We start from the raw sequence: 26,070 nt of genomic DNA on the forward strand, positions 1-26,070 counted from the left end.
GTCGATCCGGTCTATTCTGTGCGGCACGAAATCTTCAATCGAGGAGCAGCCGATGCCGGAAGCCACAACCGGAAACGCGACAGGCGATGCACACCCGCTCGACCATGTCGTCTGGAACGCGCTCACGGGCAAACAGCGCCGCTTTGCGCTCGGCAACGACCGCGCGCTGCGGTTTCCCGCGGCCATTGCGCCGTTCGCCGCGATCGCCGATACGAGCCCGGCATCTTTCGATGCGTTGCGCGAACTGATCGCCGCGCACGGGCCGGCGGCGCTGGTCACGCCGGACGAGATCCCGCCGCCGGCGGGATTGTCGGTGATCCGGCGCGCGACGTTGCTTCAAATGATCTGGCAAGGGGCGCCCGATCCGGCGCATGCATCGGAGCATGTCGCACTCGCCGAAGCCGACGTGCCGGACATGCTCGCACTGACCACGGCCGCGCAGCCCGGCCCGTTCGGCCCGCGCACGATCGAACTCGGCGACTATATCGGTGTGCGCAGCGAAGGCCGGCTGGCCGCGATGGCCGGCGAGCGGATGCGGGTCGACGGGTATACCGAGATCAGCGCCGTCTGCGTGGATGCCGCGTTTCGGCGGCAAGGGCTTGCGGCGCGGCTGATCCGGGCGTTGATCGCGGCCATCGGCGCGCGATCGGAAACGCCGTTCCTGCACGTCCTCACGTCGAACCGGGTCGCGATCGAACGCTATCTTGCGCTTGGTTTCGTCGTCCGCCGCGAGATGAACCTGCTGGTGCTGGGCGACGAGCATGCATGACGACGCGGCCGACGCGATACGCGCGTCGGCCGCTTGTCGCCAGTGTGTTTAGTCTTCGGTCGACCGGATCAGGTTGCCCCGCAGCGTGACGATCGCCTTCTGCACCTTCGCGAATTCGTCCGGCTTCAACCCGGTGGCTTCGACCAGGTTCATGTCGAGCCCCTTCTCGCGCACGCGCCGGCCGCTTTTCGTCAGGCTGACGAGCACCTGGCGTTCGTCCGACGGATCGCGGTGCCGCTCCAGATAACCCATCGCCTCGAGCTTCTTCAGGATCGGCGTCAGCGTATTGGATTCGAGGAACAGCTTCTCGCCGAGCTGGCCGACCGTCTGGTTGTCCTGCTCCCACAACGCAATGATCGTGATGTATTGCGTATACGTGAGGCCGAGCTCGTCGAGGATCGGCTTGTAGGCCTTGCCGAACGCGAGGTTCGCCGAGTAGATCGCAAAGCACAGGAATTCTGACAGCTTCGGCGCGGCGGGCGATGGTGCTTCGGTCGGTTTCATGAACTTCCTCCAGCGACGCGAACGGTCGCAGATAAGCGCATTATATATCGCGTGCGATCTTATCGGAAGCATGATAAATCGGTGTCGATGAACCGGCGGGATGGCGCAACGCGGCCGGATCGACGCCGTCAGTCCCGCCTGCGTCGCTTGCCGGTTTGCAACCGGCTTTCCGACAGCAGCGAGCATTGCACCGGATGCGCGATTTCGGTCGCGAGCCCGCCTGCGGCAAACAGCAGGATCATCAGCCAGCGTTTCATGCGTCCTCCACGACCGAGAGGCTCGCGCCGTTCGCGACCGTTGCGTCGAGCGCATACGGATCGACGCCGTCGAGGCAGCCGAGATTGACGCGCCAGCATGCGGGGTCCAGGCGCGTCTGGTGGAACGGATAGACGCCGCAATGGCTGCAGAAATAGTGGCGGGCCGTGCGCGTGTTGAAGCGGTAGCACGTCAGTGCGCCCTCGCCTTCGACGATCTTCAGGTCGGCAGCGGCGAACATCGGGCTCATCAGCGCGCCGCGCCGGCGGCACAGGCTGCAGTTGCAGCGAACCGCCGGCGCAATGGCCGCTTTCACTTCGAATTTGACGGCCCCGCAATGGCAGGACCCTTTGAACCAGGTGGCAGACATGATGTGCCCTCGAAGAAGTCATGCCTGCTTTATAGCGGACGCTCGAACCTGCGTTGTATCGCTCTGTATCCGCGGTCCGCGCAGATACAGAGCATTGCAAATCGATGGTGGGTGGCGCACGTTCGGCACGTTCGGCGCGGCGATCCGCGGCATGATCGTTGGCACTTGCGTACGGCTTGCCGGACGAGCGCGATCAGTCCAGCGCGTGCTGCAGGCGCTCGATCGCGGCCCGCGTTTCGCGTTCGAGCGTCGCGAACAGCTCGGCGGCCGGCAGCGAGCGGACGAGCGGCGCCGCCTGCCCGGCCCACTGCGCGCCGTAGCCGAATTCGCCCCGCGCTTTCGCGGCCGCATGCAGCGCCTTGCCCGCGTCGTACGCGATCGGATACGCGGGCGTGGCCGGCGCGTGCGGGTCGTCGCCGAGCGCGGTCAGCCGGTTCGCGATGCCGCGCGCGAGCCGGCCCGAGATCGCGGACGTGAACGTCGTGCGGCGCGCCGCGTCGCCGAGGATCGCGCGGCGATAACCGTCGTCGATCGACGTCTCCGGGCATGCGACGAACGCGGTGCCGAGCTGCGCGGCCTGCGCGCCGAGCGCGAGCGCGGCGGCGATGCCTTCGCCGTCCATGATGCCGCCGGCGGCGATCACGGGCAGCGCGCATTCGCGCACGATCAGGCGCGTCAGCGCGAACGTGCCGAGGCGATCGTCGTGGGCGGTCGAATCGAACACGCCGCGGTGCCCGCCGGCTTCGACGCCCTGCGCGACGATCGCGTCGATGCCGGCGGCGGCGATCTGCCGCGCTTCGTCGAGATTCGTCGCGGTCGCGAACAGCGTGATGCCCGCACGCTTCAGCGTGGCGATCACCTCCGCGGACGGCAGCCCGAAATGAAAGCTGACGACGGCCGGCTTTTCTTCGGCGAGCATCGCCTGCATCGCGTCGTCCGCGACGAAGCTCGTATAGATCTCCGACAGCGACGCGGGCGGCGTTGCACCGTATGCGCGGAACGCCGGCGCGAGCCAGTCGAGCCACGCGCGTTCGACGGTCGCGTCGGCGCGGGCCGGACGATGGCAGAACACGTTGATGTTGAACGGCCGGTCGGTAAGCGCGCGTGTGTCGCGAATCATCTTGCGCGCGCCGTCGGCGTTCGTCGCGCCGACGCCGAGCGAGCCTAGCCCGCCCGCGTTCGACACGGCGGCAGCGAGCGCCGGCGTGCTGACGCCGGCCATCGGCGCCTGGACGATCGGCGCGCGAATGCCGAGCGAGCGCAACAGCGTCCGGTTATCGGTCGGGTGATTCATGTCGGTTGCCTCCTGGTGGCGGTCGAATCGCGAACGTGCCGCATTGTCAGAGCACGATAACCCCGTGCACGTGTTTCATGGGGCGGCATTCGTGCCGGCGCCCACGCAACGGGCCTCATGGTTTTCCCGGCCCGCCCGGCCGCGCGGGAGCGAACCTGATCCGGTGCGCAACCGCGCGCCGCTCAGGCCGCACCGGCCTTCTCCGCGAATGCCGCCCGCCGCGCGTTCGTACCCTTTCTGAGCGGGAAAGGACGCTTGAAACATCCGCAATTATCGCGTGCCGCGGATTCGCCCACCATGTGTCGGACGATCGGCACAGCCCGCGTAGCCGGCCCTTCCACGGGCCTTGCGGTGCGTGCCGCCCTGTCGTGTGACCGGACGCCTCACGCCGGCCGCAAACGCCCGGGCCGCGCGCCACGGCATATCGATAATCAGGAGACACGATGAACAGCCAATCCCTCGATCTGGGCGGCAACGCGGGTGGCCCCGCGTCCGCGCGACCGCCGGCCGCATCCACCGGCGCCGGCGCCGACGCGGCGGCCCTCACCGCACGCCGCGTCACGCTCGGCGATTTCATGGACGACCTGCCGGTCGGTGCGTTGCACCGGTTCGTCGTCTGGGTGATCGGCATCGGGCTGTTCTTCGACATGTACGAGATCTTCCTGGTCAGCACGATCGGCTCCGCGTTGCAGAACGAATACGGGTTGAGTCGGCAGAGCACCGATTTCAAGCTGCTGCTGGCATCGGCGTTCATCGGGATGTTCGTCGGCGCGATGTGCCTCGGCAGCCTCGCCGATCGCATCGGCCGGCGCAAGGCATTCCTGCTGACGCTGGTGTGGTACAGCGCGTTCTCGCTGGTCGGCGCGTTTTCGGTGAATGCCGACATGCTCGTCGCATGCCGCTTCCTGACCGGCATCGGCGTCGGTGCGATCTATCCGGTCGCCGACAGCTTCCTGTCCGAGATCCTGCCGAAGGAAAAGCGCGGGCGGCTCGCCGCGTGGGCCTATACGACTTCCTATGTCGCGGTGCCGCTCGTCGGCTTCCTCGCGCTGTGGCTGAACCCGCTGCATGTGGCCGGCGTGGCCGGCTGGCGCATCATCCTCGCGATCGGCAGCCTCGGCGCCGTGTACGTGCTGCTCGTCCAGCACCGCCTGCCGGAGAGCCCGCGCTGGCTGCTCGCGCAAGGCCGCACCGCCGACGCGCACGCGGCGCTGCGGTGCTTCGCGGAAGGCACCGGCGTGCGCGTGCCCGAGCACTTCGCGGAATCGGCGGAGCCGCAACGGCCGCTCGGGCTCGGCGAGCGCATCGCGCTGCTGCGCCGCGAGCCCTACGGCGCGCGCTACCTGATGCTCGCGATCTTTCACCTGTTCCAGGGCTTCGGCTACTACGGCTTCGGCACGCTGGCCGGCACGGTCGTGAAGAGCCGCGGCTTCGACGTGACGGACAGCACGCTGTTCATCGCGCTATCGTTCGTCGGTTATCCGATCGGCTCGCTGCTGTCGATCCCGCTGCTCAACTGGATCGAACGCCGCACGCTCGTGATCGCGTCGATCCTGTCGATCGCCGTATTCGGGCTGTGCTTCGCGTACTCGGGCAACACCGCGCTGATCGTCGGCTTCGGATTGCTGACGACCTGCGCATCGAACGTGTTCAGCAATGCGTATCACGTGTACCAGGCCGAGATTTTCCCGGCGCGCGTGCGCTCGACGGCGATCGGCAGCACATACTCGCTGTCGCGCATCGTCAGCGGCGGGCTGCCGTTCGTGCTGCTGCCGGTGCTCGGCAGCTACGGCGCTGGCGCGATGTTCGGCGTGATCTCGGTCGCGCTCGGGATCGTCGCCATCACGCTGCGCGTGCTCGGGCCGCTGACCACGCGGCGCAGTCAGGACGAAATCAATCCGGTTTGAGCGTGTGTCGATGCGGGGGGCGCAGGAACGCGCTCCCGCATCATTCTCGATGCTTCGCGGCTTGCCGGGCTATCTGTCGCCTGACGATCGAGGCAGACGTTCGCATGTTCCACAAACGATCGCGCAACGCCCGCGCGTACCAACCGATGGCGGGCGCAGTCCGAAGCGAGATGCTTGTCGGTCGATGGCTGCGTCCTTCAGTCGGAGCCTCCGCGGCAAGGATCCGTCGACGACATTCCCGCTCGAGAAACGACGACCGTGAATTCGATCCCCGATTCGAAATCCAGTGTCATGGTCGAGAACCGCGGATCGTCATCGAGGTAGTGCTTGTACGGTCGAACGGCGTCCTCGGCCGTGAACATGTTGTCGGCGAGGACGATCGATCCCGGGCGTAGCAGGCGCTCGATCCCCTTGAACAACTTCAGATAGGCGTCGGCCCATACGTCGATGAATACCATGTCGAAGCGACCGTCCAGTTCGGCAACGGTCTCGAATACATCGCCCTCCCGCAGGTCGACATAGGCGTCCAGGCCCGCCGTCCTGACGTGATCGCGCAATCGTGCGCACTTGAGCGCATCGCGTTCGGTCGCTACGACCACGCCACGGCCCAACGTGCGCAGCGCCTCGGCGAAATACAGCGTGGACACGCCGCATGAACTGCCGAGTTCGAGGATTCTGGCCGGCCGTTGCGAGAGCACCATGTTGCGTAAAAAACCTCCCGTTTCCGGCGACACGGCCAACGATAGCGGACTGCCTTGCGAGGACTCGAAGTCGTCGGTGGACAGCCCGAGCGTTTCGAGAAACCGTCCCCGCAGGCGGGGGGCGATCGCTTCGTATTCCTCGGCTAACGACAGGAAATCCTCGTTCGATCCCCGGAACTGCGCGCGGGCGCGGGCGATGATTTCGGTCCGGCTCTCTTCGTGGAGCCGTTGCAGAAGAACGATGGTGGGTGAAGCCATGTGCATTCCTGGACGAAATTGATCACGTCGACGCGGTATCCAGCGACTGCGCCTCCCGTCGGGGTTTCTGCGCTGTCGCTCGGTCGCGGCGATACACGGGGTTGCTATGCCGTTCGGGCGAGCGTGATGGCGCGCTCGGGGCACGCCGTCACACACAGTCCGCATGACCGGCAGGCATGCGCGTTCGGCGTGTAGGCGACTTTCATTCCATGCACGCGCAGCTTCAAGCGATGCATCAGATCAAGGCCGATGTAATCGGCCTTGTCGATGCGCCGGATCTTGAACACGTTCTCAGGGCAAACCGCGACGCAATCCGCTTTGCCTTCGCAACGCTTCAGATCGACGACCGGCGCTATCACGCCCGGTTTCTGTTTGCAGTCGCCCGTTGTTTTTTCGCGCACGTTCACTCTCCCGTGGGCCGGTTGCTGTCGGATCGCCACGCGGTCCGGAAATGCTCGCGTTCTTCGGGGGTCATGGATTCCCACTTGCGCCAGTGGCGCCGGCCGCGCCAGCCGTGGTGTCCGCGGAATCCGCCGAACAGGATGCGGCTCAACACGAGCAGGCCGAGCGCATGGGTGAAGTCGATCGTACGGGCGCCGACGAACAGCGCCGGAATCACCCAGTTCCATAACATCATGACGACCCATCCGAGCACGCCTATGGCGATCACGACGAGCAGCGCCTTGCCCGCACATCTGATTCGAAAATTCATCTGTCGACTCCTCTAGGTATTGTCCAATTCGTCATAAACGAGCTGCAGTCGGGCACGCAGATGCAAGACCGCATAGCGTTTGCGAGCGAGCAGCGTATTGAGCGCGACACCGCTTTGCGCGGCCATCTCCTTGAAGGGCCGGCCCTCCAGTTCGTGCGCGACAAATACCTCGCGCTGATTCGCCGGCAACTCGTCGAGCGCATCCTGCAAGGCCTCGAGCAAGAGCGTGCGAGCGTAGCGTGCTTCGGGACCGGCATCATGCGCCGGGAGCACGAGGTCCAGGCGATACGCGCTGTCTGCGTCATCTTCGGCCTCGTACAGGTCGGTCAGCGGCTGCTCCTTCTTCTTGCGAAAGCGATCGACGATACGGTTGCGCGCGGCACGGAAAAGCCATGCGCTCGCCTGTTCAATTGGCGCGGGAAGCCGGTAAGCCTGAACGAATTCGTGAAACACATCCTGCAGAATGTCCTCGGCATCGTCCGGGTCGCGTATCCGACGTCGGATAAAGCTCACGAGTCTCGTTCGTTCACGCATCACTATCGCGGTGATGTCGCGGTCTGGGTCGGTCATCGTGCGTGAAGTGGGTGGCGATTCCATGTGCCTGAAGACGTTTCAGGCGCGCGAATATTGTGTCGAGTGCGAAAAATGACTGCCGAACGCGTCGGCTTCACGTGGGGATGTTGATCACGCTGCGAAGCCAGGGGAACACCCATTTGTCCGGCCCGGAGATCATCGCCGACACAGCCGGGAACGATGTAAAGAAAGTGCAAGGAACGAACCCGCGACGATAAGGCGGAAAATGCGCTTCGCGGCCGCGAAACGTGCGGGCGGCAGGCGCGTGCCGTGCCCGCGATTGTCGGCTGCAGTCGAACCGTACTACGCGACGGTAGTTCGCGGTCGTCTGCCGGTCGGTCCGGTGCGGATGCGTCGAATCGGCTTCCTGCAGCGGTGGGCTGAACGCGCACCGATGATCGCCCTTCCTCGAAGCCGCACCGCGCTAACTTCTACCGCTTGCGGGCTGGCCTCAACGCGCCGACATGAAATCGAACAGCTTCGCGATGTCGGTCGTCAGCACGGTGCCGGCCTTGACGCCGACCCACAGCGTGCGCGTCGCCCACGCATCGTCGAGCTTCACGACCCCGAGCCGCGCGGCGCGCTCGCCGGTCACCGCATCGCGCGGCAGCACGCCGATGCCGAGCCCGGCCTCGATCATCCGGCTCACGCCGTCGAAATTCGATACCTGGATCCGCACTTTCAGCGAGCGCTCGGCCGCGAACGCGGCGTCGGTCATGCGCGCGAGCAGCGAACTGCCGTCGCTCAAGCCGACGTAATCCTCGTCGAGCGTTTCCGCGAAACGAATGCTGTCGCGTGCGGCGAAGCGATGCGCACGCGGCACGAGCAGCACGAGCTCGTCGCGCCGGTACAGCCGCCGTTCGATGCCGGGCGCCGGCACGTTGTCCGCGAACACGCCGAGATCGGCCTTGCCGGACCCGAGCGCATCGACGATCTCGTGGCTCAGCCGCTCCTCGAGACTCACCTTGATGCCCGGGTTGTCGGTGAGGAACGCGGCGAGATCGGCGGGCAGGAACTGGACGATCGCGGACGTATTGGTCCACACGTGGATATGGCCGCGCACGCCGGCGACGTAGTCGCTCATCTCGTGCGCCATCCGGTTGACCTGCTCGATCACCTTCGCCGCATGGTCGAGCAGCGCGCGGCCCGCGGGCGTCAGCTCGACGCCGCGCGCATGCCGGACGAACAGTGCGCTGCCGGTCACGCTTTCGAGTTCGGCGATGCGCTTGCTGACCGCGGACAGCGTGAGCTGGCCGTGTTCGGCCGCCTTCGTCAGGCTACCGTGCTCGGCGACGAGCGCGAACACGCGCAGCGACTGCAGATCGAAATGAAGCGGGTTCACCATGTCGTGGGTCCTGGGAAGGCCGTACGGCGCGCGCCATCATCGCGGCGGCCTGACGCCGATCATACGCCCGGCCGTGCGCGCGCGATATCGCGCGGCTAGCGCGGCGCGATCGCCTGCAACGCGGCGAGCATCGCACCGTCCGGCCTCGCGAGATCGTCGAGCACCGCGAAGTGCTGCATGCCGGGCAGCCAGGTGCGCGCGATCCGTTCGCCGGCCGCTTCGCACGCCGACGCGTATTCATGCGCTTGCCGGATGAGTTCGGGCAGTTCGGCGTCGCCGACCGCGACGACCGTCGGCGCACCCGGCCCGATGTGACGCAGCGGGCTGCATGCGTCGACCTCTTGCGCGGTGAGCTGCAGCTTGTCGTTCAGGCAGCACAGCGAAATCGGTTCGAGATCGACGAGCGGGCTGATCGCGAGCGCCGAAACGACGGCCGGATGCGCGCGATGCATGGCCGTCAGGTGGCCGCCCGCCGAATGGCCGCTCAGGTGGATCGGCCGCCGCGCGGTGCCGAGGCCGTCGGGATCGTTCGCAAGATAATCGAGCAGCGCGCCGATCTCGCCGACGATGTCGGTCATCGTCGCGACCGGCGCGAGCGTGTATTCGGCGAGCACGACGTCGAAACCGCGTGCGAGCGGGCCGCTCGCCGCGTACGCGAAGTCCTCTTTCGTGCAGTGTTGCCAGTAGCCGCCATGAATGAACACGAACAGCGGCGCGCCGGGCTGCCCGCACGGCAGCCAGTCGAAGCGCTGTGCCGGTTGCGCGCCGTAACGCAGGTCGCGGCGGCCGGGTGTCGCATCGTAAAGCGCCGCGCTGCGCGCCTGGCACGATGCGAGCAATGCCGGGAAATCGGGAACGGCCTTCGTGTTCAGGTAGGCGGCGTCGAGCGCCGCGCGGTCCATGCCGCGATAGAGGATCGTCATTCGGGGAGTGTCCGGGGCGGGTTGCGGAGGTGCGGGGCAGGTTTGCCATGTCCGCTGCGAGTGCGTCGGCCGAACCGACGCGTTAGCGCCATTATCCGCAGCGCGGCCGGGTGCGGCTATCCGGATTCGGCGGGTGCGGCGCGGGCCTGTCCGCTTTCGGCGAAAGACTGCGACGCCGTGCGCGCATCGTGCCGGTGCCCGCGCGACCGCGCCGACCGGGCCGATCGATACGCCGAAGCGGCGCGGGCCGGTGGCGCGACAGGCCGGCCGCCGCCGGTCAGATCAACTCGGAGATCTCGATCAGGTTCAGGTCGGGGTCGCGCACGTAGACCGAACGGATCTTCTGCGTCGCACCCGTGCGTTCGACCGGCCCTTCGACGATCGGCCATTCGACGCGCTTCAGGTGCGCGATCACGTCGTCGAGCGGCACCGACGCGATGAAGCACAGGTCGAGCGCGCCGGGCACCGGCACATGCGCTTTCGGTTCGAACTCCGCGCCGCGCACGTGCAGGTTGATCTTCTGGTTGCCGAAGCGGAACGCGAGCCGACCGGCGCCGAAGGTTTCGAGCTGCATCTGCAGCACCTCCGTGTAGAAATGCTTCGTCCGGTGGGGATCGACGCAGGTCAGCACGAGATGGTCGAGGTGATCGATCAGCGCCATGGGATTCGCTCCTGTTTTCCTGTTCATGAGAATGCGCGCTGCGCGGGCATGTCGCCGGCGTCGGCGCACGGCGGCGGATGAAGATCCGAGCGGCGCCCGGCCTTCAGGATCTGGCTCGGGACGTCATGCCCGATCAGCGCGGGCAGCTGTGCCGACGCAGAGAGGACGGCCGCGAGGTCGATGCCCGTATCGTAGCCGTCCAGTTCGAGCATGTGCACGAGTTCCTCGGTACACGCGTTGCCGGTCGCGCCCGGCGCATACGGGCAGCCGCCGAGCCCGCCGAGCGACGCGTCGAAGCGGTCGATGCCCGCGTCGAGCGCCGCGAGCGTATTCGCGAGCGCCATTCCGCGCGTGTTGTGGAAATGCAGCGTGAGCTGCAGCGCGCCGAAGCGCTCGCGTGCACGCCCGGACAGATCGCGCACTTGCGACGGAAACGCCATGCCGGTCGTGTCGCACAACGTGAAGCCGTGCACGCCGAGATCCGCGAAGCGCTGCATCCACGCGAGCACCGTTTCGGCCGGCACGTCGCCTTCCATCGGACAGCCCATCGCGGTCGACAGCGACACGTTGATCGCGACACCCGTGCCGCGCACCGCGTCGATCACGCCGCGCAGCTGCGCGAACGACTGCTCGCGCGTCATCCGCAGGTTCGTGCGGTTGTGGCTCTCGCTGATCGACATCACGAGGTTCGCTTCGTCGACGCCGCACGACAGCGCGCGCTCGGCGCCGCGCACGTTCGGCACGAGCACCGTATAGACGACGCCCGGTGCGCGCGCGATGCCGTGCATCACGGCCTCCGCGTCGCGCAATGCGGGGATCGCCTTCGGCGACGTGAACGACGTGACTTCGATCTTCGCGTAGCCGCATGCGCTCAATGCATCGACGAGCGCGATCTTGTCGTCGGTGTCGACGAATGCCGCTTCGTTCTGGAAACCGTCGCGCGTCGCGACTTCGTGGATGTAGAGCCGTTTGCTTCGAGTGCCCATGTCGTCTCCTGTTGCCGGTTCAGATCACGCCGCGCGTGCGCCAGTCGCCGCGCGTCGCCGCATCGATGCCGATCGATTCGAGTACCGCATCGGTATCCGCGCCGAGCGCGGGCGCCGCGCGTTCGATGCGCCCGGGCGTCGCGCCGAGTTTCGGCACGATGCCCGGCACCTGCACGGGCGTGCCGTCGGGCAGCGCGGCGTCGACGATCATGTCGCGCGCGCGGTAGTGCGGATCGGCCGCGATGTCCGCGACGTCGTAGATGCGCCCGGACGGGATGCGCGCGTCGTTCAGCGCGGCCAGCACGTCGTCGAGGTCGTGGCGCACGCTCCACTCGCCGATCGCCGCGTCGATGCGCTCGACCTGCGCGACGCGGCCGTCGTTGTGCGCGAGCGCGGGATCGTTGCCGAGATCGGGCCGGCCGATCAGCTCCATCAGGCGCCGGAAGATGCTGTCGCCGTTGCCGGCGATCAACGCGTACCTGCCGTCGCGGCAGCGATACGCGTTGGTCGGCGCGATGCCGGGCAGGCTGCTGCCGGCCGCCTCGCGCACCGCGCCGAACGCCGAATATTCGGGCAGCAGGCTTTCCATCATGTTGAACACCGATTCGTACAGCGCGACGTCGACGACCTGCCCGTTGCCGCCCTGCTGCTCGCGATGCCGCAGCGCGAGCAGCACGCCGATCACGCCATGCAGCGCCGACAGCGAATCGCCGAGCGAGATGCCGACGCGCACCGGCGTGCGGCCGGGTTCGCCGGTCAGGTGCCGCAGGCCGCCCATCGCCTCGGCGATCACGCCGAAGCCGGGACGGTCGCGGTACGGGCCGGTTTGCCCGAAGCCCGACACGCGCAGCATCACGAGCCCCGGATTGATCGCGGACAGCGCGTCCCAGCCGAGCCCCCAGCCCTCGAGCGTGCCGGGCCGGAAGTTCTCGATAAGCACGTCGGTCTCGGCGACGAGGCGGCGCACGACGTCCTGCCCTTCGGCCGTGCGCAGGTCGAGCGTGAGCGAGGTCTTGTTGCGCGACTGCGCGGCCCACCACACCGACGTGCCGTCGTGCAGCAGCCGCCATTTGCGCAGCGGGTCGCCGAGGCCGGGCGGCTCGACCTTGATCACGTCCGCGCCGAATTCGGCGAGCATCCGGCCCGCGAACGGCCCGGCGATCAGTTGGCCGAGTTCCAGCACGCGGATGCCGTCCAGGGGGCGCGTCATGGCTGTCTCCGATGAAATCGTGTTGTCGATGACGGCGATCATGACGGCGTTCGCGCATGGCGAAAATCGATCGATGCTCAACCAGCCTTTCCGAAACGGAAAGGCGTGCGTCGACGCGATCGCTGCATTCGTTCCCGCGCGGAATGTGCCAGCCTTTCCATCCGGGAAAGCGCGCTCGCGCAACGGTCAAACGAAGCGGCGCGCGCCGCCGGCAGAATCGAAGCCGTTGCGCGCCCACCGGGCGCCTGTCACCCCGTCACCGTCAGCGAGACCCGCCATGTTTTCCGTTTCCTCTCCCGCGCAGATCGTGTTTCTCGACCGCGCGACGCTGTCGCCGCAAACCGTGCTGAAGCCGTTCCCGTTTCCGCACGTGTTGCAGACGTTCGACCGGACAGCCGCGCATGAGGTGGCCGCGCGCATCGCCGACGCCGACATCGTCGTGACCAACAAGGTGCGGCTCGATGCTTCGACACTCGCCGCCGCGCGCCGTCTGCGAATGATCGCGATCGCCGCGACCGGTACCGACATCGTCGATCTCGACGCGTGCGCGTCACGCGGGATCGTCGTGAGCAACATTCGCGGTTATGCGGTCCGCACGGTGCCCGAGCATACGTTCGCGCTGATCTTCGCGCTGCGCCGCAGTCTCGTGGCTTACCGCGACGCGGTGCGCGCCGGGCGCTGGCTCGACAGCGGGCAGTTCTGCTTCTTCGATCATCCGATCCGCGACCTGGCCGGCTCGACGCTCGGGATCGTCGGCGACGGCGTGCTCGGGCGCGCGGTGGCCGGCATCGCGCGTGCGCTCGACATGCGCGTGCTGTTCGCGGCGCACGGCGATGCCGCAGGTAACGACTACGCGCCGCTCGACACGCTGCTGCGCGACAGCGACGTGATCACGCTGCACTGCCCGCTCACGCCCGCGACGCGGCACCTGATCGACGCGGCCGCGTTCGCGCGGATGGCGCGCCGGCCGCTGCTGATCAATACCGCGCGCGGCGGGCTCGTGGACGAAAGTGCGCTGGTCGATGCGTTGCAGTCGGGGCAGATCGTGGGCGCCGGGTTCGACGTGGTGACGCAGGAACCGCTGCCGGCCGCGCATCCGTTCCACGCGATCCTGTCGCATCCGGCGTTCATCCTGACGCCGCACGTCGCATGGGCAAGCGACGAGGCGATGCAGGCGCTCGCCGATCAGCTCGTCGACAACGTCGCCGCGTTTGCGCGCGGCGAGCCGCGGCATGTCGTGTGATTCACGCTGCCGCAGCATGTCGTGTGATTCACGCGCGCAAACGGAACGGCCCCGCTCGATTGCTCGAAGCGGGGCCGACTGAATCCGGGGCTGCTTACGCCAGCGACTCGGCACGTGACGGGCTCGTGCATCCGCCCTGTCTTGCGGCCGGTTTCTGAACGCTAGACGGGCACAAACTACTTCAAGGAATTCGAACCGCCGACGCTGTAGGGCCAGTCTGAAACCGAACGGGACGAATCATGAAAAACGTCCGTTTCGGCTGCCGCGCACCGCTCGGCGCACCGACCCCGACGCAAATTTCAGTAAGCGGACATCTCGACGCAAGGATCGACCTTGGACGGCGAGCAGATGACTGAGTACTTGGCGCTCTCGCGCATCAGCGCTTCGCCTTCGTGCAGCGCGATCTTGATCTCGGGGTGACGCTCGTACGCGAGGAATGCCGAGCACACGACCGCGGACATCACGACGAGGGAAAACACAAATTTTTCAATGGTTTGGAAACGTTCAGGCATGGTTCGACCTTTCTCTCAGCCTGTGATTATACCCCGAGATAAGGGTTTTCCCTATACCGCCGGCCGCATGCCGGGGATCGACGTGATCGCCCCCCCCTTTTCGTCGTCGTGTCGCCCGCCGATTCGCGCCCGCGCGACCGTCGCAGCCTCCCTCAAGCGCAGCCTCCCTCAAGCCGGATCGCGGGGAGCGGCCGCTTCGACCGGCCCGAGGGAGGATGGGCGCATGCCGATGCGGGCGGCGTCGAGGCCTATCCGGTTGTGCAACGTGCTGCGCTCGAAGCGCTTGAACGACTCGGCAATGTGCTGGCGCAACAGTGCGACATCCCACGGTTTGATCAGCAGCTTCTGGACCGATCCGTCGCCGGACGCGGCCGCGATCGACTGCCCTTCGCCATAGCCGGACAGCAGGATGCGCACGATGTCCGGATAAAGCGCCTTGACGCGCTGCAACAGGTCGATCCCGGACAGGTTCGGCATGCGGAAGTCCGACACGATCACGCCGACGCGATGTTGCGCGAGCAGGTCGAGCGCGTCGGCGGGATCGGTCGTGCCGAGCACCTCGTAGCCGTCTCGGCCCAGCGCCTGCCTGAGCGTCTGCAGGACGGCCGGGTCGTGGTCGACCAGCAGCAGCGTCCGGTGCAGCAGCTCGCGCTGCCGGCAATGCTCGGGAAGCTCCGAGCCGGCGGAGAGCATGTCGGAGATTTCCGCCCCGGTGACCGGATGGCTGAAGTAATAGCCCTGCATCGCATGGCAGCGGTGCCGGTTCAGGAACGAAAGCTGCGCTTCCGTCTCCACGCCCTCGGCCACCGTTTCCATGTGCAGCGATTCCGCCATCGCGATGATCGAGCGCGTCAGCGACGCGCCTTCCGCGCTCGTGGTGACGTCGCTCAGGAACGACTTGTCGATCTTGACGACATCGATGGGCAGGTCCTTCAGGTACGACAGGCTGGAATAGCCGGTGCCGAAGTCGTCCAGCGACAGCACGACGCCGAGCGCCTTCAGTTCGCGCAGCGTGTGCGCGATCGCGTTGCAGTCCTGCATCAGCACGCTTTCGGTCAGCTCGAGTTCGAGCCAGGCCGGTTCCAGGCCGGTATCGCGCAGCGTCCTGCGCACCACGTCGGCCATGTTCTGCTGCCGGAACTGGCGTGCCGACAGATTCACGGCGATCCGTAGCGGCGGATGCCCGTCCTGGCGCCACGCGACGGCCTGCGTGCAGGCCGTGCGCAGCACCCATTCGCCGATCGGCAGAATCAGCCCGGTTTCCTCGGCGATCGGAATGAAGCGGTCGGGCGGAATCACGCCGATGCCGGGGCGGCGCCAGCGAATCAGCGCCTCGACGCCGCTGATCTGGCCGGTCTTCAGGTCGACCTTCGGCTGGTAGTACAGCTCCAGTTCGCCGTTCGCGACGGCCTCGTGCAGCGCGTTTTCGAGTTCGGCCTGTTCTTCCACACGGGCACCCAGCTCGCGCGTGTAGAAGCTGTAGCCATTTCGCCCGCGTTCCTTCGCGCAATACAGCGCGGCGTCGGCCGTCTTCAGCAGCGTCTCCGCATCGGCGCCGTCGGTCGGACAGACGCTGACGCCGATGCTCGTCGTCACGTGCAGATCGTGTCCGTCGAGCACGAACGGCGCGCCGAAGGTGCCCAGGACCTTGCGGGCGACCGCGTCCGCATCCGCCGCGGTCGACAGGTTGACCAGCATCACGACGAACTCGTCGCCGCCGAGCCGCGCGACCGTGTCGCCGTCGCGCACGGAAGCCTTGAGCCGAGCCGAGACGGCCCGCAGCAGACCGTCGCCGACCGAATGGCCGAAGGTGTCGTTGATGTGCTTGAAGCGGTCCAGGTCGAGCACCATCACCGCGACCAGGTGTCCGGTGCGCCGCGCCTGCGACATCGCCTGCTCCATGCGGTCGCTCAGCAGGTTGCGATTGGGCAGGCCGGTCAGCGCATCGTGGTTGGCGAGGTATTCGATGCGCCCCTGCTGCATCTTGCGCTCGGTGATGTCCTGCACGATGCCGCGCAGGATGATCGCGTGGCTCAGGTCGCGCCCCGCCTCCGCCTGGTGCAGCACGTGGCGCTCGGTGCCGTCCGGGTGGATCAGCCGGTGCTCGAGCGAGAACGGGGCGCCCTCGGTGCGCAGGCTCGTGAACGACTGGATCAGAAGCGGCTGCTCGTCGACCGGAACGGCTTGCAGCAGCCGATCGAAGGCCGGCGGCGTGCGCTCGGGGTCGAGGCCGAGGATCCGGTACAGCTCCGGCGACCAGCTGCCGTCCGTCCGGCCGGCCTGATACTCCCAGTTGCCCAGATGCGCGAGCGCCTGCGCATGCGTCAGGCTGATCTCGGTGGTCGTGAGCTTTTCGAGCGTCGCGGCGGCGCGCAGCAGGTAGCGGATCCGGTAGCCGAGCAGCTTCCAGCGCATCGGCTTGGAGACGAAATCGGTCGCGCCGGCGTCGAAGGCGCTGGCGATCGATGCATCGTCGTCGTTGCCCGTGAGCATCACGATCGGCACGCGGCGGCCTTCCGGCAGCGCACGCAGCCGGCGGCAGCACGCGAAGCCGTCGCCGCCGGGCATCTCGACGTCGAGCAACACCACGGCAGGACGATGACGCAGGAACGCGTCGATGCCCTCCTGCGGCCCGGTCGCTTCCTCGACGCGAAAACCCTCCGGCTCGAGGGTCTCCACGACCAGCAGGCGCGTCATCGCATCGTCATCGACGATCAGAATCACCGGCGCATCGACATTTTCCTGGTTCAAGACCGTTCTCCTGTTTCCGACCCGCCGCGATCGCCACCGCGATCGTGCCGCGGCCGCTCAACCCTCCACCATGCGTTCCGCTGTCAACGCGGCCTGCGCGTGCCCGAATTCGGCGTCCGTGCCGGCGACGAGGCCGGCTGCCGCGGCGACGTCGGCGGCGCGCGCCAGTTGCTCGATCGCCTTGCAGCGGGCCGACAGCACGTGCGCGCCGACGTTCGCACTGCTCGATTTCAGCGTATGGGCGGCCAGCCTCAGCGCATCGGCATCGCCCGCTTCGACGGCCGCGCGCATGTCGCGGATCAGCCGCGGCGCATCCAGCGTGAACTGATCGATGATGCGGGTCAGGATATCGGGGCGGCCCGGCCGCTGCAGCGCGCGCAATGCGTCGAGCGCCTTGCGGTCGATCACGTTCGCGTCGCCGTCCGGATCGGCGGCGGCCGCCCCGCCCGCTTCGGTGCCCGCGCGGGTTCCCGCGTCGCCGCTCGTGATGGCCGGCCGGGACGCCGCGCCGTGGGCATGGCGCGCGAGCACCTGCAGCAGCGCATCGCGACGGAACGGTTTTCCCAGGTAGTCGTCCATGCCGGCGGCCAGGCAGCGCTCGCGGTCGCCGCTGAGCGCATTGGCCGTCAGTGCAATGACCGGCAGGCGCGGCGCGCCGGCTTCCGCTTCGTGCCGGCGCAGCAGCCGCGTCGCCTCGAAGCCGTCCAGCAGCGGCATCTGGCAATCCATCAGGACCACGTCGAACACGTCGTCCGCCAGCATCTTCAGCGCCTGCCGGCCGTCTTCGGCCACGGCCACCCGGTAGCCCGTGTCCTCCAGCATCGCCAGCGCGATCTGCTGGTTGACCGCGTTGTCCTCGACCAGCAGCACGCGCGCCGATCCGGTGTCGGACGGCGGCGCCGCGTCCGGCCCGGCTTCGTCGGACACCGGCGCGGCCAACGGCAGCGGCGGCGGCCTCACGTGCATCGCGGACGCGATGGCCGTATAGAGCTCGGCGCCGTGGAGCGGCTTCGTCAACCGGGCGTCGATGTCGAGTTCGCGCGCGACCTGGATGCTGTCCATCATCTCGAACGCGGTCAGCGTGACGATCCTGAGCGCACGCAGCGACGGATCGTGGCGGATGTGCTGCACGAGCGAGATGCCGTCCATGCCCGGCATCCGCACGTCGACGATGGCCAGATCGAACGGCGCCCCGTCGGCGACGGCCGCCCGCAACTGCGACAGCGCATCGTCGCCGCCGATGGCCGTCGCGACACACAGCTGCCATTCGATCGCATGTTCGACGAGCACGCTGCGATCGGTCTCGCTGTCGTCCACGATCAGCACCCTCAATCCCGCCAGCGACGACCGGGCGCCCGCCGCGACGTCGACCACGCCGGACACCGGCTCGAGCCGCGCGGTCACGGTAAACACCGAACCCTTGCCGGGCGTCGATTCGAGCGTGAGCGTGCCGCCCATCATCTCGGCCAGCTGGCGGGAAATCACGAGCCCCAGCCCGGTTCCGCCGTATTTGCGCGCGGTCGAGCTGTCGGCCTGCTGGAACGGCCGGAACAACTGCGCGGCCACGTCCGGCGCGATGCCGATGCCGCTGTCGGCGATCGCGAACACGATGCGGCCGTCGCCCGCATACGACACGGCCAGCTCGACCTGCCCGCGCTCGGTGAACTTGATCGCATTGCCGATCAGGTTCGTCAGGATCTGGCGCAGCCGGACCGGGTCGCCGCGCATCCATTGCGGCACGGTATCCGCCTTGCGGAACACCAGCGCAAGTTCCTTGCGCTGCGCATTGGGCTCCAGCAGCGCGACGACGTCGTCGAGCAGCTGATGCAGGTTGAAATCGATGCGCTCCAGCGTCAGCTTGCCGGCCTCGATCTTCGAAAAATCGAGTATGTCGTCGATGATGATCAGCAGCGTCTGGCCGGATCGATACACGGTGTCGACGAACTTGCGTTGCTTCGACGTCAGGCGCGTGCGTTGCAGCAGCTCGGTCATGCCCAGCACGCCGTTCATCGGCGTGCGGATCTCGTGGCTCATTCGCGCGAGAAATTCCGATTTCGCCGAATTAGCGGTTTCGGCCGCGGCGATTGCCGCCTGCAGGTCGATGTCGCGGCGTTCGATTTCGTCGAGCATCGTGTTGAAGCCGGCGATCAGGGTCGCGACTTCGTCGCGGCCCTTGTGGGACATGCGCAGCGACAGATCGCTGCCGCTGCGGATGCGGGCCATGGTGCGCGTCAGGTTCGCCAGCGGGCGGGAGATCGACGTGCCGAGGCGATGGCTGATCACGAGACTGCCGATCGCGAGCAAATACGACACGACGGCGATCATCGCGATGGCGCTCGTCACCGCGCGGTTGACCTGCGACACGATGCCCCGCTGCTGCAGATCGACGCGCACGGCCTCCTGTTCCGTATAGGCCGCGAGGCGGTTCGCGGTCGTGTCCACATCCGCGACGATGCGCTGCATGCTCGCGTCGTTGGACAACATGTTCGACCTCACCGCGAGGATGCGGCGCGCGGATCCGGCCAGTTCCGCGACCAGCGGAATCACATCCTGCGCGCGGCTCGACTCGCGCTGCCCGCCGGCGACGAGCGCATCGCGCAGCGTGCCCGCGGCGGCGGCGAGCTTGCCGATATTCTCGCGGGCGTCGTTGTCGGCGCGCTTGAGATGTTCGGTGCTTTTGCTTTGCGCGACCACGCGAAGGTCGGCCGCCAGTTCCTTGATGCCGCCGTTGACGACGGTCGACAGGTACCTGATCCGCGCCGCTTGCCGCTGGAACGCGATCGTTTCGTCGAGACGCTGTCGCGCCTTGACGATCCGCAACGCGAACGGGTCGGCGATTTCCGCCAGCGTCGTGTCCAGCGCATCGAGGGACTGCAGGACCTTGTCCTCCCTGGCGTGGTAGCGCGTCGCGACGGACGGCTCCACGAACATCCTGCCGCGCAGCGCGACCAGGCTGTCGTTGCCGTCGAGGATGTCGGCCGCCACGCGCCCGAGCGCATTCGCGACGTCCTGCGCCGTGGCGGCCTCGAGGTTCGGCGCCGCGATCGCCAGCGCATTGCGCGCACCGTCGATGGCCGCGTGCATGCGCTCCCGCAGTGGGGCGAGCCGGTACCGGTTCGGCACGTCGTCGACATGATCGGCAACGCTGACGATGTCCTTGACGTTCATGCGGACCTGGTCGAGCGCATGAATCGTCCGGTTGTAGGCGGTGTTGGCCGCCAGCGCATCGCTCACCGCCGCGTTGGCCTGGCTGTCCAGTCGTTCGGTCTCGGCGCGGATCGTGCTCAGGAATGCGTCGCCCAGTGCCTGGACGCGCTCGATCAGGCGGCTTTCGTCACCCAGACGCGCATCGTCCCGCAGACGCTGGCCGACGCCTTCGCTCATCGAGCGCAGCATCGTGCGCAGGTCGGTGGACGGCGCGTCGATGCCGTGCCCGTCGATCGCGCGCACGGCGGCCGTGATGGCGGCAACCCGCCGCAATTGCGTTTCGATCTCCGACGTCGCCTGCTGCTGCTCGGACGCGTCTTGCGCCTGCTCGAGCCGGCTGAAATCCACCGCGAGCTCCGCGTACGCGCGCTGGAGTTCGTTGCTGCGCACCTGCAACGGCAGCGATTCCGTCGTCAGCGTGCTCACACCGGAGGCAATGCCGTGCACCGCGATCAGGCTGGTCGCGGAAATCGCCAGCACACCCAGCAGCATCAGGCTGGTGCCGGTGACGAGCTTGGCCTTGATGTCCATGCAGCCTCCGGGATCGGGACGGCCCGCGCGCGGCCATCCGGCTGGTTATCTGGCCGACGCGTCCAGGGGCGTGATGCGGCCGTGCGCGATTTTCGACAGGAACACCGCATTCAGCGCCTGGTGATTGTCCGCGCCCAGATCGGCGACCAGGCCGCCCAGGTCGACATGCCTGATCGATTCGAGCGCTTGCTTCAGCGCCGCACGAGTCGGCGACGGGCCGGCGCGCTCGAGGCCGATCAGCATGATCTTCGCGTCGATGCAGCCCTCGATGTGCACCACGCCCACGTGCTCTCCCGGAAAGCGCCGCTCGATCAGCCGCGCGCAGTCGCGGATCACGTCCCGGTCATTCTGGGGAAGCGGCACGACCTGCGAGATCAGCGTGCCGTTCCCTTCGTCGCCGATCAGGCGCAGCAGGTCGTCGGTGCCGACGAACGATACCGATGCGAGCCGGGCCTTCAGGCCTTCGCGACGTGCCGCGCGAATGAACGCGGCAATCGGCGTATAGGGGCCGGCCATGACGACGACGTCCGGCTGGCTGTCCAGCAGCGACGCGAGGCCCGTGTCGACCGCCGTGGTCCCGCGGCGGAACGTGCCGGTCGCGACGACGTCCAGGCCGTGGCGCTGCAGCGCCAGCCGCGTGCCCGCCAGCACCGCGAGCCCGGAGCCGTCGTCCTGATAGAACACCGCGAACCGTTTCGCGCCGTCGTGCGCGATGAAATGGTCGACCAGCGCGCGGGTCTCGTCTTCATAGCTGGCGCGGATGTTGAAGACCTCCGGCACGACCGGCTTGCGCAGCGCCATCGCGCCGGTGAACGGGCCGACGAGCGGAATGCCGGCCTCGCGGATGATCGGCAGCACCGCGGTGGTCGTCGGCGTGCCGACATAGCCGAACAGCGCGAACACATTGCCCCGTTCGATCATCTCCAGCGTGCTGTCGATGGTCCTGTCGGGCTCGTAGCGATCGTCGGCGACCACGAGGTCGATCTTCCTGCCATGCACGCCGCCGCGCGCGTTCGCGTCGTCGAACACGGCCTGCGCGCCCGTCAGCAGCCCGCGCCCGAGGCCAGCCGAATTGCCCGATTGCGCGTTGACCATGCCGAGGCGGATCGCGCCGTCGGTCACGCCGGGCTCCGCCGCGACGCAGGTGCCGGCACCGGCGCCGATCGTCGCGGCGACGCAGGCCATCAGCGTCAAGGTCCGGCGCAGCGTCGCGCGTCGCGCGGGCCGGCGAACCGCGCGTTCATGTTCAGGTTCGACGGCATGCGCCATCCGTCCCGAGCCGCGCGGGCTCGGCGATCGAACGATCGGCGCAAACGGCCGGCGCCCGGGACGGGCAAGCGCGCGCAATACATGCGGAAACCGGGTACCCGACCACATTCTTGCGGCGAACACGCCATTGCCCATGCTGGGTTCCCCTTCCGCCCCCGGTTTCTTGATCCGGTCATGCCCGCCGCATGCCGGATTACCGACGCGGCACGATGCAATTAGTCATATATATAGATTGCATCAAATGCGACTGCAAGCCGGAGGGCGAATAAACGCGGTCTATCGACAGCATTGCCCTTTACGCGCGGGAACGTTATCGCAGCAGAGGCTGCATTTTGTTTTGCTTTCAGAATTTCGATTCGATTTTTAATTCGCTATTTTTTTGCTTAAATTCGCTCATTCGAATCGCTGTGAATACGCGCCGTGGTGGCGCGATCCGGTCCCGATTCTGAAACGGAACCGGCCGCCGATCTGCAACGCGGCGGGAAGCTCGCCTGCACGGCCCGAATGCGGTGATCGCCGGATGGAAAACTGGAGTCCGCGGCGCGCCGGAACAGACGGCGAACGACGCCGCGGCGGCGTCACTTCGGCGCCGACGCGCCGCTGGCCGAGTCGCCATGCCACGCCTTGCCGATCTGGTCGATCAGCGATTTCGCGGTGCCGGTCGCGAGCGCCGCGTCGACGCCCGACGTCTGCCACGAGCCGTCGGCGGCCTTCACGAAGGTCAGGTTCGCGCGCGACGGCGAGTAATCGGCGTTGCGCCACGTGACGACGACGTCGCACGAGTACGTGCGATCGCCAAGCTTCTTGCAGTCGCCGTCCGGCTTCGCCGACACGACATCGGCCGACACCGGCAGCGGCTGGCCGAACAGCGCGTTCAGGCCGCCGTGGTTTTCCGCTTCGAGCGCGCGGCGCACCGCGGCATCGACGTCGCTCGATCCGGGGCCGTCGTGGAGCAGGTTGCAGGCGGCCAGCAGCGTCGAGGCACAGCCGAGGGTCAGCAGCGTTTGAAACTTCATGGAGATCCGTTGTCGGGTGAGCGTCGGGTGGCGCGCGGCGACGTGCGGGAACACGCTCGCCGGGCCGGTATGCCGCGTAGTCTGCAACGTCCGCGTGTCGTTCGCGGTATCCATTTGTAACCAATTGCACCGACGCGATCGCCCCTCTGCTGCGCCCCCGCCTACTGCCGCTCCTGCTTCACGCGGCTGACGAGCTGCGTCGGGCTCACGAACTGCAGCGCGATCACGACCCATACGAGCGTGATGGCCATATAGATCATCGCCATCGCGTCGATCGACTGCGGCGCACGCACGCCGGTCGAGAACACCGCGTAATACAGCGCGACGACGAGCGTCTGCGTGCTCGGGCCCGCGGTGAAGAACGTCAGCTCGAACATCCCGATCGTGCGCACCAGCACGAGCAGCGCCGCCGCGAGCATGCCGGGCACGAGCAGCGGCAGCAGCACGTAGCGGAAGTAGCGCCACGTGTTCGCGCCGAAGATGCGTGCGGCGGCTTCGAGATTCGGGTCGATCTGCTCGATGAACGGCGTCATCACGAGGATCACGAACGGCAGCGCCGGCACGAGGTTCGCGAGGATCACGCCCGGCAGCGTGCCCGCGAGCCCGACCTTGTACATCACGGTCGCCATCGGGATCCCGTACGTGACGGGCGGCACCATCAGCGGCAGCAGGAACACCAGCAGCGCGAAGCGCTTGCCGCGAAACTGCACGCGCGCGAGCGCATAGGCGGCCGGCACGCCGAGCGCGATCGACAGCAGCACGACCGCGCCGACGACCTCGACGGTCACCCACAGCACGCTCGCGAGCTGGAAATCCTGCCACGCCTTCGCATACCAGCGCAGCGTGAAGCCTTGCGGCAGCGGCGTGCCGAACCAGCGTGTCGCGACCGAGTTCACCGCGACGGTCGCGATCAGCAGCATCACGTTCAGCAGGAAGAACGCCATCAGCCCCCAGACGAGCGCCTTCCAGGCACGGCCGGCGAGGTTGCTTCTCATCTTTTGCGGTTGCCTCGCATTGACGGGCCGTGCGTCGGGCGAGCCCTGCTTCGGCGGCCACGCCGGCGCGGCACGATTGTCGGTCGCCATCAGCCCTTGCCCCCCGTCACCGGCCCCGTATAGAAGAAGCGGCGCGCGCCGAGCATCGATGCGACCACCAGCAACTGCACGAAGCCCATCACGATCGCGATCGCCGACGCGAGCGAATAGTCGTAGCTCTCGAACGCGGCCTCGGCCGCCGCGATCGAGATCACGCGTGTCGGCCCGGCCGGCGCGCCGAGCAGCACGGCCGACGGGAACACCGAGAACGCCTGCACGAACGACAGGCACGCGGCCATCGTGAGCCCCGGCACGAGCAGCGGCAGGTAGATCTGCCGGAACTGCTGCCACGGGTTCGCGCCGAGCGTCGCGGCCGCGCGCGCGAGCGTCGGGTCGATGCCGCTGATGTACGACAGCATCAGCAGGAATGCGAACGGAAAGCCCGACACGATCAGCGACAGCAGCACGCCCCAGTAGTTGTGCGTGAGGCGCACTTCATCGGTGTACAGGTGCAGCCCCTGCAGCGCCTGCGGAAACCAGCCGTTCGGCCCGAAGTACGTGAGCATCCCGTCGGCGACGAGCACCGTGCCGAGCGTGACGGGAATCACGAGCAGCGTCGTGACGAACTTCTGGTACGGCGAATGGCGGCGCAGCGCAAACGCGACGGGCACCGAGACGCCGACGTTGATCAGCGTGGCCGGCACCGCGAGCTTCAGCGTGACGAGCACGGTCGGCCACATCGCGGTATCGGTGAAGAACTGCACGTAGTTCGCGAGCGCGCTGCCGCCGTTCATCGGCTGGAACGACAGCACCAGGCCGTACGCGAACGGATAGATGAACAGCGCGACGATGAACCCGAGCGCGGGCGTGACGAGCCAGGCCTTCGCGTCGCGCGGCGTGCCGGCCGCGAGCGTGCTCATGCGGCCTCCCGGCGGGACGGCGCCGCGGTCGGGCCGCTCATGTCGGCTCTCCCGCATAGACGAGCGTGCGCGACGGCGCGACGCGCAGCCGCAAGCGCTCGCCTTCCGCGAATTCGCCGGCGACGCGCGCCCAGATCGGGCCGAACGGCGCGACCGCGCGGATCAGCGAATCGCGGCCGCCGTACTCGACCGTTTCGACCGTCGCGTCGAATGCGTTGTCGCCGGCGTCGTCCGCGCGCTCGATGTCGTCGGGGCGCAGCGCGACCACGACGTCCTTCGCGTCGAAGCCGGCCATCGGCACGCCCGTTAAGCGCACGCCGCCGGCCGCGACGTTCACGCAGTCGCCGGCCATCCCTTCGAGCGTGAACGGCAGCACGTTGCGATAGCCCATGAAGCGCGCGACATGCAGGTTGTGCGGGCGCGTGTAGACGTCCTTCGGCGACGCGACCTGTTGCACGACGCCTTCCTTCATCACGACGATGCGATCGGCCATCGACAGCGCCTCGTCCTGGTCGTGCGTCACGTAGATCGTCGCGCGTTCGAGCTGCGTGTGGATGCGGCGGATCTCCGCGCGCATCTCGATGCGCAGCTTCGTGTCGAGGTTCGAAAGCGGCTCGTCCATCAGCACGAGCGGCGGCTCGATGACGATCGCGCGCGCGATCGCGACGCGCTGCTGCTGCCCGCCCGACAGCTGCCCGGGCAGCTTGCCCTCGTGGCCGACGAGCTGCACGAGTTCGAGCGCCTGCTGCGCGCGTCGCCGCGTTTCCTGCTTCGACATGCCGCGCATCTTGAGGCCGAAGCCGACGTTGTCGAGCACCGACATGTGCGGAAACAGCGCGTAGTTCTGGAACACCATGCCGAAGCCGCGGTGCTCGGGCGGCAGCACGTCGATGCGCGTGTCGTCGAGCCAGATGCTGCCGCTCGTCAGCGGCTGCAGCCCCGCGATGCAGTTCAGCGCGGTCGACTTGCCGCAGCCCGACGGGCCGAGCAGCGCGATGAACTCGCCGCGCCGGATCTCGAGGTCGAGCCCGTCCAGCGCGGCGACCTGCGCGCCCTCCGCATTGGTGAAGCTGCGGCATACGCCGTCGAGCCGCAAGCGTTCGAAACTGTGCTTCATTG

24 protein-coding genes are annotated in these 26,070 nt (G+C 67.5%); 3 read left to right on the forward strand and 21 right to left on the reverse strand.

The features are described from left to right. The first annotated feature begins 52 nt into the window (after window positions 1-52). Window positions 53-769: a GNAT family N-acetyltransferase gene (locus GD429_RS26755; RefSeq protein WP_152861394.1), complete on the forward strand. Its 717-nt coding sequence runs from the start codon at window positions 53-55 to the stop codon at window positions 767-769. A 48-nt stretch (window positions 770-817) separates the two neighbouring features. Here GD429_RS26755 and GD429_RS26760 read toward each other — a convergent pair whose 3' ends face one another. The 4 genes from GD429_RS26760 to GD429_RS26770 form a co-directional block, all read right to left on the reverse strand. Then, window positions 818-1,273, reverse strand: a complete 456-nt coding sequence (locus GD429_RS26760) for a MarR family winged helix-turn-helix transcriptional regulator (protein ID WP_034184210.1) — start codon at window positions 1,271-1,273, stop codon at window positions 818-820. A 128-nt stretch (window positions 1,274-1,401) separates the two neighbouring features. Beyond that, window positions 1,402-1,530, reverse strand: coding sequence for a hypothetical protein (locus tag GD429_RS41675; RefSeq protein ID WP_265334691.1), 129 nt, complete (start codon window positions 1,528-1,530; stop codon window positions 1,402-1,404). Next, the gene (locus tag GD429_RS26765) at window positions 1,527-1,898 is read right to left on the reverse strand and encodes a GFA family protein (RefSeq protein ID WP_152861396.1); all 372 of its coding nucleotides are present in this window, start codon (window positions 1,896-1,898) and stop codon (window positions 1,527-1,529) included. The genes GD429_RS41675 and GD429_RS26765 overlap by 4 nt, the downstream gene beginning before the upstream one ends. Window positions 1,899-2,091: 193 nt before the next feature. Beyond that, a complete protein-coding gene (locus GD429_RS26770; protein ID WP_152861398.1) occupies window positions 2,092-3,192 on the reverse strand; it encodes an NAD(P)H-dependent flavin oxidoreductase in 1,101 nt (366 codons plus the stop codon). Window positions 3,193-3,635: 443 nt separating this feature from the next. Between GD429_RS26770 and GD429_RS26780 the strand changes: the two genes are divergently transcribed. After that, window positions 3,636-5,099 (forward strand): MFS transporter, encoded by a 1,464-nt coding sequence (locus GD429_RS26780; protein WP_152861402.1) that lies wholly within the window; start codon window positions 3,636-3,638, stop codon window positions 5,097-5,099. A gap of 197 nt (window positions 5,100-5,296) precedes the next feature. Here GD429_RS26780 and GD429_RS26785 read toward each other — a convergent pair whose 3' ends face one another. The 9 genes from GD429_RS26785 to GD429_RS26825 all read right to left on the reverse strand — a co-directional run bounded on the left by GD429_RS26785 (window position 5,297) and on the right by GD429_RS26825 (window position 12,468). Beyond that, window positions 5,297-6,058, reverse strand: a complete 762-nt coding sequence (locus GD429_RS26785; protein ID WP_152861404.1) for an O-methyltransferase — start codon at window positions 6,056-6,058, stop codon at window positions 5,297-5,299. A gap of 104 nt (window positions 6,059-6,162) precedes the next feature. Further along, complete coding sequence (locus tag GD429_RS26790) at window positions 6,163-6,459, reverse strand: 4Fe-4S dicluster domain-containing protein (RefSeq protein WP_321574883.1); 297 nt, start codon at window positions 6,457-6,459, stop codon at window positions 6,163-6,165. A 2-nt stretch (window positions 6,460-6,461) separates the two neighbouring features. Next, a complete protein-coding gene (locus GD429_RS26795) occupies window positions 6,462-6,770 on the reverse strand; it encodes a hypothetical protein (protein WP_152861406.1) in 309 nt (102 codons plus the stop codon). 12 nt (window positions 6,771-6,782) lie between these two features. Then, a complete protein-coding gene (locus GD429_RS26800) occupies window positions 6,783-7,367 on the reverse strand; it encodes an RNA polymerase sigma factor (protein WP_193727200.1) in 585 nt (194 codons plus the stop codon). A 427-nt stretch (window positions 7,368-7,794) separates the two neighbouring features. Further along, on the reverse strand, window positions 7,795-8,688 hold the full coding sequence (locus GD429_RS26805) for a LysR family transcriptional regulator (RefSeq protein ID WP_047900702.1): 894 nt from the start codon (window positions 8,686-8,688) through the stop codon (window positions 7,795-7,797). A gap of 95 nt (window positions 8,689-8,783) precedes the next feature. Beyond that, window positions 8,784-9,611, reverse strand: a complete 828-nt coding sequence (locus GD429_RS26810; protein ID WP_152861410.1) for an alpha/beta hydrolase — start codon at window positions 9,609-9,611, stop codon at window positions 8,784-8,786. Window positions 9,612-9,888: 277 nt separating this feature from the next. Next, window positions 9,889-10,272 (reverse strand): VOC family protein, encoded by a 384-nt coding sequence (locus GD429_RS26815; protein ID WP_152861412.1) that lies wholly within the window; start codon window positions 10,270-10,272, stop codon window positions 9,889-9,891. A 23-nt stretch (window positions 10,273-10,295) separates the two neighbouring features. Next, window positions 10,296-11,258: a hydroxymethylglutaryl-CoA lyase gene (locus GD429_RS26820; RefSeq protein ID WP_152861414.1), complete on the reverse strand. Its 963-nt coding sequence runs from the start codon at window positions 11,256-11,258 to the stop codon at window positions 10,296-10,298. Between the two features lie 19 nt (window positions 11,259-11,277). Continuing rightward, complete coding sequence (locus GD429_RS26825) at window positions 11,278-12,468, reverse strand: CaiB/BaiF CoA transferase family protein (RefSeq protein ID WP_152861416.1); 1,191 nt, start codon at window positions 12,466-12,468, stop codon at window positions 11,278-11,280. Window positions 12,469-12,745: 277 nt separating this feature from the next. Here GD429_RS26825 and GD429_RS26830 point away from each other — a divergent pair, with 277 nt between their 5' ends. After that, complete coding sequence (locus tag GD429_RS26830; RefSeq protein WP_152861419.1) at window positions 12,746-13,711, forward strand: D-2-hydroxyacid dehydrogenase; 966 nt, start codon at window positions 12,746-12,748, stop codon at window positions 13,709-13,711. A gap of 299 nt (window positions 13,712-14,010) precedes the next feature. Here GD429_RS26830 and GD429_RS26835 read toward each other — a convergent pair whose 3' ends face one another. The 8 genes from GD429_RS26835 to GD429_RS26870 all read right to left on the reverse strand — a co-directional run bounded on the left by GD429_RS26835 (window position 14,011) and on the right by GD429_RS26870 (window position 26,068). Continuing rightward, window positions 14,011-14,223 (reverse strand): hypothetical protein, encoded by a 213-nt coding sequence (locus GD429_RS26835; RefSeq protein ID WP_039354966.1) that lies wholly within the window; start codon window positions 14,221-14,223, stop codon window positions 14,011-14,013. A gap of 168 nt (window positions 14,224-14,391) precedes the next feature. Next, window positions 14,392-16,974: an EAL domain-containing protein gene (locus GD429_RS26840; protein WP_152861421.1), complete on the reverse strand. Its 2,583-nt coding sequence runs from the start codon at window positions 16,972-16,974 to the stop codon at window positions 14,392-14,394. Window positions 16,975-17,031: 57 nt separating this feature from the next. Continuing rightward, window positions 17,032-20,712 (reverse strand): response regulator, encoded by a 3,681-nt coding sequence (locus tag GD429_RS26845; protein WP_152861423.1) that lies wholly within the window; start codon window positions 20,710-20,712, stop codon window positions 17,032-17,034. Window positions 20,713-20,757: 45 nt separating this feature from the next. After that, window positions 20,758-21,897 carry an ABC transporter substrate-binding protein gene (locus GD429_RS26850; protein ID WP_227791752.1) on the reverse strand — a complete coding sequence of 380 codons (1,140 nt, stop codon included), beginning with the start codon at window positions 21,895-21,897 and terminating at the stop codon, window positions 20,758-20,760. A 662-nt stretch (window positions 21,898-22,559) separates the two neighbouring features. Further along, the gene (locus GD429_RS26855; protein WP_152861427.1) at window positions 22,560-22,997 is read right to left on the reverse strand and encodes a hypothetical protein; all 438 of its coding nucleotides are present in this window, start codon (window positions 22,995-22,997) and stop codon (window positions 22,560-22,562) included. A gap of 161 nt (window positions 22,998-23,158) precedes the next feature. After that, on the reverse strand, window positions 23,159-24,082 hold the full coding sequence (locus tag GD429_RS26860) for an ABC transporter permease (protein WP_034184196.1): 924 nt from the start codon (window positions 24,080-24,082) through the stop codon (window positions 23,159-23,161). Beyond that, on the reverse strand, window positions 24,082-24,951 hold the full coding sequence (locus GD429_RS26865; RefSeq protein WP_152861429.1) for an ABC transporter permease: 870 nt from the start codon (window positions 24,949-24,951) through the stop codon (window positions 24,082-24,084). Before GD429_RS26865 ends, GD429_RS26860 begins: the two co-directional genes overlap by 1 nt. A gap of 37 nt (window positions 24,952-24,988) precedes the next feature. Beyond that, window positions 24,989-26,068: an ABC transporter ATP-binding protein gene (locus tag GD429_RS26870; RefSeq protein WP_152861431.1), complete on the reverse strand. Its 1,080-nt coding sequence runs from the start codon at window positions 26,066-26,068 to the stop codon at window positions 24,989-24,991. Window positions 26,069-26,070 lie beyond the last annotated feature (2 nt).

Origin of the sequence: Burkholderia sp. BE17, from assembly GCF_009362305.1 — a bacterium.
Classification (GTDB): Bacteria; Pseudomonadota; Gammaproteobacteria; order Burkholderiales; family Burkholderiaceae; genus Burkholderia; species Burkholderia pyrrocinia_C.